The following is a 12,862-nucleotide window of genomic DNA, read 5'->3' as shown; positions in this document are numbered from 1 at the left end:
TCCGACGGGGGCCGAAACGGCCGCCGTGCAGCCGTCACCTCCACGGCACGGCGGGGGCGGCTAGGTTGCCGCCGTGCACGCCGCCGACTGGGACGCCCGCTACGCCGAGAGGCAGCAGTGGTCGGCCACCCCGAACCCGCTGGTGGCGCAGCTGTGCGCCGACCTCCCGCCCGGGGACGCCGTCGACCTGGCCGCGGGGGAGGGGCGGCACGCGCTCTGGCTGGCCGCCCGGGGCTGGCGGGTCACCGCCGTCGACTTCTCCGCGGTCGGGCTGGACCGCGGCCGGGCCACCGCCCACGGCCGGGACGTCCAGTGGGCGGTCGCCGACGCCACCACCTGGCGCGCGGCCGAGGCGTCGCTGGACCTCGTGCTCGTCGCCTACCTGCACCTCGCCGAGGCCGACACGGTCGCGCTCCTGACCCGGGCGGTGGGGTGGCTGCGGCCGGGTGGCCGGCTGCTGGTGCTGGGCCACGACGTCGACAACGTGGCGCACGGGGTGGGCGGCCCGCAGGACACCGCGATCCTGCACTCGGTGGACCGGCTGGCCCCCGTGGCCGCGCTGCTCGACGTCGACCGGTGCGAGCAGGTGCCCCGCGAGGTCGACGCCGGCACCGCCCTGGACACGCTGCTGTGGGGCGCGCGACCCGTCTCGAGGTGAAGTCCACCAGGTCGGTGTGGTTTGCTCGGGGCGTGCCGACCCAGGAGCTGACCCGACGCCGCGTCGTCGACTTCGCCCTGGTCTGCACCACCGCCTGTCTGCGCTGAGCGACCGCTCCCATCCCAGGCCCCACCCGGCGGTGATCCCGCCGGCCCTCGCAGGCCCATCTCCCCACCTGCTGAGGACATCCCGCCATGAGCGCACCCACCACACCCGACGACGAGCTGCAGGCCGCGAAGTTCGCCTACTGGGTCCCCAACGTCAGCGGCGGCCTGGTCACCTCGACCATCGAGCAGCGCACCGACTGGGGCTACGACTACAACAAGAAGCTCGCCCAGACCGCCGAGGCCGTCGGCTTCGAGTACGCCCTGTCGCAGGTGCGGTACATGGCCAGCTACAGCGCTGCCTACCAGCACGAGTCGGTGTCCTTCTCCCTCGCCCTGCTGCTGGCCACCGAGCGGCTCAAGCTCATCGCCGCCGTCCACCCCGGCATGTGGCAGCCCGGGGTGCTGGCCAAGCTCGGCGCCACCGCCGACCACCTCAGCAACGGCCGGTTCGCGGTCAACGTCGTCTCGGGCTGGTTCAAGGGCGAGTTCACCGCCATGGGTGAGCCGTGGCTCGAGCACGACGAGCGCTACCGGCGCTCCGAGGAGTTCATCCAGGCCCTGCGCGGCATCTGGACCGAGGACGGCTACACCCTCGGAGGCGACTTCTACCGCTTCCGCGACTTCGACCTGCAGCCCAAGCCGCTCTCGTCGCCGGGCCGGCCGCACCCCGAGATCTTCCAGGGCGGCAACTCCACGGCCGCCCGCGCGATGGCTGGCCGGGTCAGCGACTGGTACTTCTCCAACGGCAAGGACCTCGCCGGCATCGACGAGCAGATCCGCGACGTGCGGGCGGTGGCCGACCCGCTGGGCCGCCGGGTGCGGTTCGGCCTCAACGGGTTCGTCATCGCCCGCGACACCGAGGCCGAGGCGCACGACACCCTGCGCGAGATCGTCGCCAAGGCGAACAAGCCCGCCGTCGAGGGGTTCCGCGACGCGGTGGCGCAGGCCGGCAGCTCGACCGGGGACAAGAAGGGCATGTGGGCCGACTCCTCGTTCGAGGACCTGGTGCAGTACAACGACGGCTTCAAGACCAACCTCATCGGGACGCCGGAGCAGATCGCGGAGCGCATCGTCGAGTTCCGCCGGCACGGGGTCGACCTGTTCCTCTGCGGCTTCCTGCACTTCCAGGAGGAGATCGAGTACTTCGGCGACCGCGTCCTCCCGCTGGTGCGCGAGATGGAGCAGGCCGCCGGCTTCGCCCCCACGCAGTTCCAGCCTGCCGCCACCGTCTGAGCCCGGTACGGTCCCGCCCATGCTCGGCATGGGCGGGACCAACGGACCGGACGGACGACGGCGGCAGCGCCTGGTCGCGGGGATCGTCGTGCTCGCCATGGTGCTGGCGGCCGGCGCCGTGGTCTTCTCGATCCTGCTGTCCTGACCCGGGGCCGCGGTCGGGGAGACTGACCGCGTGGGCTACGTCGACGTCACCGGCATCCGCTTCACCCTGCCCGACGGGCGCGTGCTGCTCGACGACGTCTCCTTCCGGGTCGGCGACGGCGCGGTCGCGGCGCTGGTGGGGGAGAACGGCGCCGGCAAGACCACGCTGCTGCGGATCATCACCGGTGACCTGACCCCCGACGCCGGCTCGGTCGCCCTCGTCGGCGGGCTGGGCGTGATGCGCCAGTTCATCGGCTCGGTGCGCGACGCCACGAGCGTGCAGCAGTTCCTCGTCGACCTGGCCCCGCCCGCCGTCCGCGACGCCTGGCACGCCGTCGAGGCCGCCGAGCTGGTGATGATGGAGCGGGACGACGAACCCGCCCAGATGGCCTACGCCAACGCCCTGGCGCACTGGGGCGACGTCGGCGGCTACGACGTCGAGGTCACCTGGGACACCGTCACGGTCGCGGCGCTCGGCGTGCCCTACGAGCGGTGCAAGTACCGCGAGCTGCAGACGCTGTCGGGCGGGGAGCAGAAGCGGCTGGCGCTGGAGTGCCTGCTGCGCGGCCCCGACCAGGTGCTGCTGCTCGACGAGCCCGACAACTACCTCGACGTCCCGGGCAAGCGCTGGCTGGAGGCGCGCCTGGCCGAGACCCGCAAGACCGTGCTGTTCGTCAGCCACGACCGCGAGCTGCTGGACACCGTGGCCACCCGGGTGGTCACCGTCGAGGGCGGCACCGCGTGGGTGCACGGCGGGGACTGGGGGAGCTACCCCGCGGCGCGGGAGGCCCGGCACGAGCGCATGGCCGAGCTGCGGCTGCGCTGGGAGGAGGAGCACCAGCGCCTGGTCGACCTCACCCGCACCATGCAGCAGCAGGCGGCCAACTCCCCGGACATGGCCAACCGCTACCACGCCATGCAGACCCGGCTGGCCAAGTTCGAGGCCGCCGGTCCGCCGCCCGAGCGCCCGCCGCAGCAGGAGGTCGCGATGCGGCTCCGGGGTGGCCGCACCGGCGTCCGGGTGCTGGTCGCCGCCGACCTCGAGCTGACCGGCCTGATGCAGCCGTTCGACGTCGAGCTGGACTACGGCGACCGGGTCGCCGTCCTGGGCTCGAACGGGGCCGGCAAGTCGCACTTCCTGCGCCTGTTGGCCGGTCAGGACGTCGACCACACCGGCACGTGGAAGCTGGGCGCGCGCGTCGTCCCCGGGTTCTTCGCCCAGACCCACGCCCACCCCGAGTGGATGGAGCGCACCCTCACCGACCTGCTCTGGCACGGCGAGCCCGGTCGGCCGGGCATCGACCGGGGCAGGGCGATGGCGGTGCTGCGGCGCTACGGGCTCGCCGCGGCCGGTGACTCGCTGTTCCGGTCGCTGTCCGGTGGCCAGCAGGCCCGGTTCCAGGTGCTGCTGCTGGAGCTGTCCGGCGCCACCCTGCTGCTGCTCGACGAGCCCACCGACAACCTCGACGTGCTCTCCGCCGAGTCGCTGGAGCAGGCGCTGGCCGCCTTCGACGGCACCGTCGTCGCGGTCACCCACGACCGCTGGTTCGCCCGCTCGTTCGACCGGTTCCTCGTGTTCGGCTCCGACGGCCGGGTCCGGGAGTCGCCCGAGCCGGTGTTCGACGAGGCCCGTGTGGAGCGTGCCCGGTGAGGTGGCGCAACTGGGCCGGCAACCAGCGGGCCGACGGCATCGACGTGCGGCACCCCCGCACCACCGGAGAGATCGCGACGGTGCTGCACGAGGCCTCGGTCGCCGGCCGACGGGTGCGCCCGATCGGCAGCGGGCACTCGTTCTCCGGCATTGGCCGGCCCGAGCAGGTGCAGGTGGTGCTCGACCGGCACGCCGACCTGGTCGACATCACCCCCGGCGGCCTGGTCACCGTGCAGGCCGGGATGACGCTGCACCGGTTGAACGCCGTGCTGGCCCGCGAGGGCTGGGCGCTGACCAACCTCGGCGACATCGACCGGCAGACCGTCGCCGGCGCGCTGTCCACCGGTACGCACGGCACCGGTGCCGCCTTCGGCGGCCTGGCCACCCAGGTGCGCGCGCTGCAGCTGGTCACCGCCGACGGCGCGGTGCTGGAGTGCGGCCCCGACCACGAGCCCGAGGTGTTCTCCGCCGCGCGCCTCGGGCTGGGCGCCCTCGGGGTGCTGTCCACCGTGACGGTGCAGGCGGTGCCGGCCTTCGCGCTGCACATGGACGAGCGGCCGCTGCCGCTGGACGAGGTGCTCGAGGACCTCGACGGGTTCATGACCTCCACCGACCACGTCGAGTTCCACTGGTTCCCGCACACCCGCGGCTGCCTGGCCAAGCGCAACACCCGGGTACCGGTCTCCGCGGGCCTGGACCCGCTGCCCCGGTGGCAGGCGGTGTGGGAGGACGAGGTGCTGGCCAACGGCGCCTACGCCGGGTTGATCGCCGCCGGCCGCCGGGTGCCCGCGCTGGTGCCGCCGCTGGCTCGGTTCGCCTCCACCGCGCTCAGCCCGCGGACGGCGACCGACCTCTCGCACCGCGTCTTCGTGTCCGCCCGTCGCTTCCGGTTCCGCGAGAGCGAGTACGCCGTCCCGCGCGACGCCGTACCCGACCTGCTGCGCGAGCTGGCCCGGCTCACCGAGCAGCGCGGCTGGCGGCTGCCCATCCCGACGGAGGTCCGGTACGCCGCCGCTGACGACGTCCCGCTGTCGACGGCCTCGGGCCGGGACACCGCCTACGTCGCGGTCCACGTGCCGGCCCGCAGCGACCCCACCGACTACTTCGCGACGTTCGGGCAGCTGGCCGGGGAGGTGGGCGGCCGGCCGCACTGGGGCAAGGAGCACGACCTGGACGCCGCCGTCCTCGCCGAGCGCTACCCCCGGTTCGGGGAGTTCGTCGCGGTGCGCGACCGGCTGGACCCGACCGGCACGCTGTCCAACGCCTACCTCGACCGCGTGCTGGGGTCGCCGCGCCGGTCCGGCTGAGGCTCAGGCCCCGCCGAGGGCGTCGAGCTCGGCGAGCTCCGCCGGGCCCAGCACGCGGGCGGCCGCCTCGAGGTTCTCCTCCAGGTGCGCCACCGACGAGGTGCCGGGGATGAGGAGGACATTGGGTGAGCGAGCCAGCAACCAGGCCAGCGCGACCTCCATCGGGGTGGTCTCCAGCGTGCGGGCGACCGACTCCAGCGCCTGCGACTGCAGGGGGGTGAACCCGCCGAGCGGGAAGAACGGCACGTAGGCGATGCCCTCGCGGGCCAGGGCGTCGACCATCGCGTCGTCGTCGCGGTGCGCCAGGTTGTAGTGGTTCTGCACGCACACCACCGGCGCGATCGACCGGGCCTCGGCGAGCATCGACGTGCTCACGTTGCTCACCCCGATGTGCTGCACCAGCCCCTCGGCCTGCAGGGCGGCCATCGTCTCCATCGGCTCGGCCACCGACCGCTCGACCGGCTCGGCGAACCCGGGCATCCGCAGGTTCACCACGTGCAGCGAGTCCAGGCCCAGGTGGTCGAGGTTGTCGTGCACGGCCTGCCGCAGCTCGTCGGCACCCAACGCCTCGGGCCACTCACCCTCCGGTGTCCGGCGGGCACCGACCTTGGTGACGACCGTGAGCTGCTCGGGGTAGGGGTGCAGGGCCTCGCGGATGATCTCGTTGGTGACGTGCGGACCGTAGTAGTCGCTGGTGTCGATGTGGTCCACGCCCAGCTCCACCGCCCGCCGCAGCACCGCCACCGCGCCGTCCCGGTCGGCCGGCGGCCCCATCACGTGCGGCCCGGCCAGCTGCATCGCACCGTAGCCCATCCGGTGCACCGTGCGGTCGCCGAGGGTGAACTGCCCGGCCCTGTCTGCCGTCGTCGTCATGGCCTCCGGTCTACCCCCGCGCGGCGCTCAGCGCGCGGTGACGCAGGCGGTCTCGCGCTCCCACACGTCGACGTCGACCACGACCGGGTCCGGGGTGCCCGCGTCGGCGCGCTCGGTCCGGACGGCGACCAGGCACAGCCCGGCCCCGACGGCGGCGAGGACGGCACCCACCCAGATCGGGGCCGTGAACCCGTACCCGGCCGACAGCACCCCGGCGCCCAGCGCGGCGCCCGCGGCGTTGGCCACGTTGAACGCGCCCTGGTTGGCCGCCGACACCAGGGACCCGCCCCGGACCCGGGCGGCCTCGATCACCTTGTTCTGCACGACCGGTCCCGCGGCGAACGACACCGCCCCGAACAGCACGAGCAGGACGACGGCGGCCGCCGGTGTGCGGGCCGTGAGCGCGAAGGCGGCCAGCAGCGCGGCGCTGACCACGAGGCTCCCGACGACGGCGCGCAACCCGAAGCGGTCGCCGAACCGCCCGCCGGCCAGCATCCCGATCGTGGTGCCGATGCCGAACAGGGCCAGCACCGGGGTGACCCAGCCCTCGGTCAACCCGCCGAGCTCGGTGAGGATGGGGGAGACGTAGGAGTAGACGGCGAAGAGCGCGGCGAACCCCACCATCGTCACACCGAGCACCATCCACACCTGGCGGCGGCGGAAGGCCCGCAGCTCGCTGCGCAGGTCGGTGGGCTCGCCGGCGAGCGCCGGCAGCCAGGCGAGCAGGCCGGCGATGGTGACCAACCCGACGGCGGCGCAGGCGGCGGGCACCAACCGCCAGCTCGCCTGCTGGGCCACGAACGTCCCCAGGGGCACACCGACGACGTTCGCCAGCGTCAGCCCGGCGAACATGAGCGAGATGGCCTGGGTGGCCCTCTCGCGGGGCACCAGCCGGCGCGCGGCGACTGCGCCCACGCCGAAGAACGACCCGTGCGCGAGCGCGGTCAGCACCCGGGCGACGACGAGGGTGCCGTAGGTGGGGGCCAGGGCCGACAGCAGGTTGCCGACGACGAAGACGGCCATGAGACCGACCAGGGTCTGCTTCGGGGTGAAGCGGACGCCCAACGCGGTCAGGGTGGGCGCGCCCACGACCACACCCACGGCGTAGGCGCTGATGAGCAGCCCGACGGCGGACACCGAGACGCCCAGCCCGTCGGCGATCTGGGGCAGCATCCCCATGACGACGAACTCGGTGGTGCCGATGCCGAAGGCACCGATGGACAGGGCGAGCAGGGCGCGGGGCACGACGGTCCTTGCGACGGGGAACGGGTTCCTCCACCACCCAAGACCACAACGGGCCCGATCCATCTCCCCCGACGCCATGAACCCGGTCACGCGGGGACCGGAACAGTACCGTTCCTGACGGAACTCGCGGACACTCCCGGCAGGGGTGAACTGACCGGTCGCGCTCGTCCAGTGGCATTGCGTCACGGTGCGACGCTCGGCGAGCGGAGCGGCAGCTCTGTGCTGCGCCCACATCACTCACCGTGCCCCGTTGGCAGGTGTGCTGGTGACCTGGGCCACAGGGTGCACGTGATCTGCGCCCCGATCTGGTCACGGCTAGGTCACGGCATGTTTACATGGGCCCCGCCCTCCTCCGAGAACGCTGACGAAAGCCAGGTGCATGAACCCGCAACACCCGGAATCCCTCCTGGCCACGGACGGGCTCCGACAGCTCGGTGGGGCGCTGTCGCTGGACACCCGCAACCCGTCCACGGGTGAGTGGGCCGCGATCGTCGGCGTCTGGTCCGACGAGTTCGCGTCCGACCCGGTCATCGTGCCCGGCCCGGCCACGATGGCCGCCCTGCGCGCCGTCGCCGCCCACGACCTGGTCGACCACGTCACCGGCGACGCCGACGACGCCCGGCCGGTCCCGCACGCCGAGGCCGCCGACGGCGACGTCGTCCTGGCCGACACCCCGCGCGAGGACGTCGAGGTGTCCGCGGCCGAGATCATCGCCGCCATCGCCGAGGGGCGCGTGCCCCGCGGTCGCCACCGCCAGGCCAAGCCCAGCCGCGGCGTGCTCGCCGGCCCGGCCCGCATGCGCAAGCCGACCCTCTACCTGGCCGCCGCCCTCGTCGGCGCCACCGGGGTGGGTCTGATGACCACCGGTGACCCGCAGGCCCAGGCCGACCAGGCGGTCACCGCGGCCGAGGCCACCGCCGCGGAGGCCACCAGCGTCGCCGACGCCCTCGGCCTGCAGGCCGCGCCCGACGAGGCCGCCGCCGAGACCGACGCGGTCACCCAGCTCCAGCAGATGGCCGCCAGCCGGGCCCAGCGCGAGGACGCCCAGGTCGCCGCTGCCGAGACCCAGGCGGCGGCCGACCAGGCCGCCGTCGACGCCGCGATCGAGGCCGCGCGGCCCAAGGCGGTGCTGCCCGTCGACGGTGCGCGCCTGTCCAGCGGGTTCGGCTACCGGTGGGGGACGCTGCACGCCGGCATCGACCTCGCTGCCCCGATGCTGACCCCTGAGTACGCCGCCATGGACGGCGTCGTGCTCAAGGCCGGCCCGGCCAGCGGGTTCGGCCAGGCCGTCTACATCCAGCACGAGAACGGCGACGTCACCGTCTACGGCCACATGGAGAAGATCCTCGTGACCGAGGGCCAGGCCGTGCAGGCCGGCGAGACGATCGCCCTGCTGGGCAACCAGGGGCAGTCCACCGGGCCGCACCTGCACTTCGAGGTGCACGTCGGCGGGATCGGCGGCGAGAAGGTCGACCCCCTCCCGTGGTTGGCCGAGCGCGGCGTCGTCATTCCCTGAGGCCCGCCCACCCCGGCGGCGTCGTCCCCGGGTCCGGTGGGGCACACTGCTCGCATGCACGATGTCGCATGCGACCGGGTGCTGCCCTGATGGGCCACGACCACGGGCACACCCACGCGCACCTGCCGCCCGGGGGCACCGCCTCGGCCGGCCACCGTCGACGGCTGGGGCTGGTGCTCGCCATCACCGGCACGGTGCTGGTGGTGCAGGCCGTCGGTGCCGTGCTGTCCGGCTCGCTCGCCCTGCTCGCCGACGCCGCCCACATGGCCACCGACACGGTGGGCATCGCGCTGGCGCTGGGCGCGGTGACGCTGGCCCAGCGCCCGGCGTCGGGCCGGCGGACCTTCGGTCTGCAACGCGTCGAGGTGCTCGCCGCCCTCGGCAACGGGCTGCTGCTCCTCGGCGTGGGTGCCTACGTCGTCGTCGAGGCGGTCCGCCGCATCGGGGACCCGCCGGAGATCCGCTCGGGCCTGATGCTCGTCGTCGCCGTCGTCGGCCTGGTCGCGAACCTGGTGTCCCTGGCGCTGCTGCGCCGGGGTCAGGGTGAGTCGCTCAACGTGCGCGGCGCCTACCTGGAGGTGCTCGGCGACGCCCTGGGCTCGGTCGCGGTCATCGTCGCCGCCGTCGTCATCGCGACCACGGGGTGGACGGCGGCCGACGTCGTGGCCTCCGTCGCGGTGGGTGCCCTGGTGCTCCCGCGGGCCTGGTCCCTGCTGCGCGACGCGTTGGACGTCCTGCTGGAGGCCGCGCCCCGCGGGGTCGACCTGGCCCAGGTCCGCTCCCACATCCTGGGGGTCCCGGGTGTCACGGCCGTGCACGACCTGCACGCCTGGACCATCACCTCGGGCCTGCCCGTCCTGTCCGCGCACGTCGTCGTCGACGACGACGTGCTCGCCGACGGCCACGGCGGGCGGGTGCTGGACGCCCTCTGCGCCTGCCTGGGCGGGCACTTCGACGTCGAGCACTGCACCTTCCAGCTGGAGTCGGTGTCCCACCGCGGCCACGAGGCCCCCGTCCACGACTGACCACCGGGATCGGGTGCACCATGGGGGAGTGCACGACCACTCGGACATGTGGATGCCGACCGACCCGCCGACGTGGGCACGGCTGTTCACCCCCCACCTCGACGGTTGGTCGTGGGTCGCCTACCTGACGGTCCTCGCCCTCGTGGCCTACCTCACGGGGCTGGCCCGCCTGCGCCGGGCCGGCGTGCGCTGGCCGTGGTGGCGCACCCTGTCCTTCGTGACCGGCGCGGTGTCGCTGTTCGCGGTCACCGGCACCGAGCTGCACGGCTACTCGATGATGTTGTTCAGCGTGCACATGGCCCAGCACATGGTGCTGTCGATGGTCTCGCCGCTGCTGCTGCTGCTGGGCTCCCCGGTGACCATGGCGCTGCGCGCCCTGCCGCGGGGGAGGGGAGCGGCCGGCGCGCCGCGCGCCCTGCTGCTCGAGGCGCTGCACAGCCGGTTCGCCCGCTTCGTCGCCCACCCGGGCTTCACGATCCCGCTGTTCATCATCAGCCTGTACGGCGTCTACTTCACGCCGCTGTTCGACGACCTGATGGCCGACCCGCTGGGCCACCAGTTCATGCTGGCCCACTTCCTGGTGACCGGGCTGCTGTTCTTCGGGCCGATCCTGGGCGCCGACCCGTGGCCGCGCACCGCCGGCCACGCCGGTCGCATGCTGGAGCTGCTGCTGCCGATGCCCTTCCACGCCTTCTTCGGAGTGGCGATCATGATGGCCGGCAGCCTGCTCGTGGAGACCTTCGCCAACCCGCCGGCCGCCTGGGGGGTCGACCCGCTGGCCGACCAGAACACCGCCGGGGCGATCGCCTGGTCCTTCGGTGAGCTGCCCACCGTGCTCGTCCTGGCCGTCGTGTTCTTCCAGTGGGCGGGGTCCGAGCAGCGTCGCAACCGCGCCCGCGACCGTGCCATCGACCGCAGCGGCAACGACGAGCTGGACGCCTACAACGCCCGGCTGCGGGCCCTCGCCGGCCGCCAGGCCTGACGCGCCCCGGTGGCCCTCGCGCTGACCCTCCTCGCCGACACGCACCTGCCCCGGCGCGCCCGCGACCTCCCGGCGGAGGTGTGGGACGCCGTCGAGTCCGCCGACGTGGTCGTGCACGCCGGCGACTGGGTGGGCGTCGCGCTGCTCGACGAGATCCAGGTCCGGTCCCGTCGCCTGGTGGGCGTCGTCGGCAACAACGACCACGGCGTGCTCCGCGAGCGGCTCCCCGAGGTGGCCCGGGTGGAGCTCGAGGGGGTGCGGCTCGCCGTCGTGCACGAGACCGGTGCCGCGGCGGGGCGGGAGGCCCGCTGCGCAGCGACCTACCCCGACGTCGACGTGCTGGTCTTCGGCCACAGCCACATCCCGTGGGACACGGTGGCCCCGGGCGGGCTGCGGCTGCTCAACCCCGGGTCGCCGACCGACCGCCGCCGGCAGCCGCACTGCACCTACCTCACGGCCGTCGCCGACGCCGGCGAGCTGCGCGACGTGGTGCTGCACCGGCTGCCGCCCCGCACGTGACGCCGCCGCTCCCGCCGGCCGCCGTCGCCGTCCTCGCCTGCCCGGTCTGCACGGCCGGTCTCGCCGTCGTCGGCGCCGGACTGCGGTGCGCCGCCGGGCACTCCTTCGACCGGGCGCGGCAGGGTCACGTCACCCTGCTGCCGCCCACGGGCAGCCCGCACGCGGGCGACTCGGCGGCCATGGTCGCCGACCGGGTCGACTTCCTGGCCGCGGGCCACTACGCCGGCGTGACCGCCGCGCTGGCCGGTGCCGTGCTGGCCGATGGCCCCCCGCGCACGGTGCTCGACCTGGGCGGCGGCACCGGGGCGCACCTGGCCGGGGTGCTCGACGCCGCCCCCGACGCCGTGGGCGTCGTGCTGGACGTGTCGCGGTACGCCGCCCGGCGGGCGGCCCGCGCGCACCCGCGGGCGATGGCGGTCGTCGCCGACACCTGGGCGGGGCTGCCGGTGCGCGACCGCTCGGTCGACCGGGTGCTCGTCGTGTTCGCCCCGCGCAACGGTGCCGAGACCGCGCGGGTGCTCCGTGCCGACGGCCGGCTGGTGGTGGTCACGCCGGCGGTCGACCACCTCGCCGAGCTGGTCGGGCCGCTGGGGCTGCTCAGGGTCGACCCCGACAAGGCCGACCGCCTGGCCGACTCGTTGAGCCCGCACCTGGTGGAGGTCACCGCGACGGCGCACCGCCAGCAGCTGCTGCTGGACCGGAGCGCCGTGCGCGTGCTCGTCGGGATGGGCCCGCACGCGCGTCACCTGCCCGCCGACGCGCTGGCCGCGGCCGTCGCCGGCCTCCCGGAGCAGGTCGCGGTGACCGTGGCCGTCGACGTGACGACCTACTGCCCGGCCTGATCGCCCCCGGGCACGGCAACGGGGGCCCGGCCTGTGGGACCGGGCCCCCGTCGGAGGTCCTGCAGCTGCCCCGGAGTCTCGGGGCGGGTAGGCGGCGCGAGCGCCGCCGGGGGTCAGCGGCGGACGCTCTTGCGGCCGCTGACCGCCACGTAGACGCCGAGGACGACGATCGCGCCGATGATCGAGCCGATCCAGCCGGCCGGGGCGAGCTCGAAGCCGTTGCCGCTGATCAGGCTGCCGAGCAGGTTGCCGACGAACGAGCCGATGACGCCCAGCACGATCGTGGCGACGATGGACATGTCCTGCTTGCCGGGGATGACCGCGCGGGCGATGAAACCGGCCACGGCGCCGATCACGATGAGGACGATGATGTTCCAGAGCACGGGGACCTCCAAGGTGTGACGGCGACTGCCGTCGGCGTCGGTCTCTCCGACGCGGTTGATCATGTGTCCCGCTCGAGGACCGGCCAAACAACGACTGGGTCACGATCTGGTCCCGGTGCGCCCGGTCGCCGGTCGAGGGTGCCGCATCCCTGCAGGTCAGCGCATCGGTCGGGGGCGGCCAGGAGACGCCGTCACGGACTCGCCGTCCTCCGCCGTACCGGCCGCCGCAGCACCGTCTAAGCTCCCGGACGTGACGATCGCCCCCGCTCCGATCGTGAGCCGTCCGAGTCCGGTTCACGTGGCCGAGAAGGGTTCGCGGCTCTCGATGCTGCTGCGGACCACTGACCACAAGACCATCGGTCTGATGTACCTGGCCA

13 protein-coding genes are annotated in these 12,862 nt (G+C 74.0%); 10 read left to right on the top strand and 3 right to left on the bottom strand.

From position 1 onward, the window contains the following. Positions 1–73: 73 nt before the first annotated feature. The 5 genes from TEK04_RS01830 to TEK04_RS01810 all read left to right on the top strand — a co-directional run bounded on the left by TEK04_RS01830 (position 74) and on the right by TEK04_RS01810 (position 5,100). The gene (locus TEK04_RS01830; protein WP_336402600.1) at positions 74–658 is read left to right on the top strand and encodes a class I SAM-dependent methyltransferase; all 585 of its coding nucleotides are present in this window, start codon (positions 74–76) and stop codon (positions 656–658) included. A 194-nt stretch (positions 659–852) separates the two neighbouring features. After that, complete coding sequence (sfnG, locus tag TEK04_RS01825; protein ID WP_336402599.1) at positions 853–1,998, top strand: dimethylsulfone monooxygenase SfnG; 1,146 nt, start codon at positions 853–855, stop codon at positions 1,996–1,998. A 19-nt stretch (positions 1,999–2,017) separates the two neighbouring features. Then, complete coding sequence (locus tag TEK04_RS01820) at positions 2,018–2,143, top strand: hypothetical protein (protein ID WP_336402598.1); 126 nt, start codon at positions 2,018–2,020, stop codon at positions 2,141–2,143. A gap of 30 nt (positions 2,144–2,173) precedes the next feature. Then, entirely contained in the window at positions 2,174–3,793 is a 1,620-nt protein-coding gene (locus TEK04_RS01815; protein WP_336402597.1) for an ABC-F family ATP-binding cassette domain-containing protein, read from the top strand. After that, the gene (locus TEK04_RS01810) at positions 3,790–5,100 is read left to right on the top strand and encodes a D-arabinono-1,4-lactone oxidase (protein WP_336402596.1); all 1,311 of its coding nucleotides are present in this window, start codon (positions 3,790–3,792) and stop codon (positions 5,098–5,100) included. Before TEK04_RS01815 ends, TEK04_RS01810 begins: the two co-directional genes overlap by 4 nt. 3 nt (positions 5,101–5,103) lie before the next feature. On the opposite strand, the gene TEK04_RS01805 is transcribed toward TEK04_RS01810, so the two are convergent. Both TEK04_RS01805 and TEK04_RS01800 read right to left on the bottom strand, forming a co-directional pair. After that, positions 5,104–5,973, bottom strand: a complete 870-nt coding sequence (locus TEK04_RS01805) for an oxidoreductase (protein ID WP_336402595.1) — start codon at positions 5,971–5,973, stop codon at positions 5,104–5,106. 27 nt (positions 5,974–6,000) lie between these two features. Then, positions 6,001–7,218 carry an MFS transporter gene (locus TEK04_RS01800; protein WP_336402594.1) on the bottom strand — a complete coding sequence of 406 codons (1,218 nt, stop codon included), beginning with the start codon at positions 7,216–7,218 and terminating at the stop codon, positions 6,001–6,003. 379 nt (positions 7,219–7,597) lie between these two features. Between TEK04_RS01800 and TEK04_RS01795 the strand changes: the two genes are divergently transcribed. The 5 genes from TEK04_RS01795 to TEK04_RS01775 all read left to right on the top strand — a co-directional run bounded on the left by TEK04_RS01795 (position 7,598) and on the right by TEK04_RS01775 (position 12,102). Continuing rightward, positions 7,598–8,734 carry a M23 family metallopeptidase gene (locus TEK04_RS01795; RefSeq protein ID WP_336402593.1) on the top strand — a complete coding sequence of 379 codons (1,137 nt, stop codon included), beginning with the start codon at positions 7,598–7,600 and terminating at the stop codon, positions 8,732–8,734. Positions 8,735–8,802: 68 nt separating this feature from the next. Then, positions 8,803–9,759, top strand: a complete 957-nt coding sequence (locus TEK04_RS01790; RefSeq protein ID WP_336402592.1) for a cation diffusion facilitator family transporter — start codon at positions 8,803–8,805, stop codon at positions 9,757–9,759. A gap of 28 nt (positions 9,760–9,787) precedes the next feature. Beyond that, positions 9,788–10,741, top strand: a complete 954-nt coding sequence (locus TEK04_RS01785) for a cytochrome c oxidase assembly protein (protein WP_336402591.1) — start codon at positions 9,788–9,790, stop codon at positions 10,739–10,741. 9 nt (positions 10,742–10,750) lie between these two features. Next, positions 10,751–11,260, top strand: coding sequence for a metallophosphoesterase family protein (locus TEK04_RS01780; protein WP_336402590.1), 510 nt, complete (start codon positions 10,751–10,753; stop codon positions 11,258–11,260). Continuing rightward, positions 11,257–12,102 carry a putative RNA methyltransferase gene (locus TEK04_RS01775; RefSeq protein ID WP_336402589.1) on the top strand — a complete coding sequence of 282 codons (846 nt, stop codon included), beginning with the start codon at positions 11,257–11,259 and terminating at the stop codon, positions 12,100–12,102. The genes TEK04_RS01780 and TEK04_RS01775 overlap by 4 nt, the downstream gene beginning before the upstream one ends. A 113-nt stretch (positions 12,103–12,215) precedes the next feature. Here the strand turns inward: TEK04_RS01775 and TEK04_RS01770 are convergent, their stop codons facing one another. Further along, positions 12,216–12,485: a GlsB/YeaQ/YmgE family stress response membrane protein gene (locus TEK04_RS01770; protein WP_336402588.1), complete on the bottom strand. Its 270-nt coding sequence runs from the start codon at positions 12,483–12,485 to the stop codon at positions 12,216–12,218. Positions 12,486–12,862 lie beyond the last annotated feature (377 nt).

This window comes from Klenkia sesuvii (assembly GCF_037083825.1).
GTDB classification, from domain to species: Bacteria; Actinomycetota; Actinomycetes; order Mycobacteriales; family Geodermatophilaceae; genus Klenkia; species Klenkia sesuvii.
The sequence above is the reverse complement of the archived record's forward strand: the minus strand, read 5'-3'. Positions and strand labels throughout refer to the sequence as shown.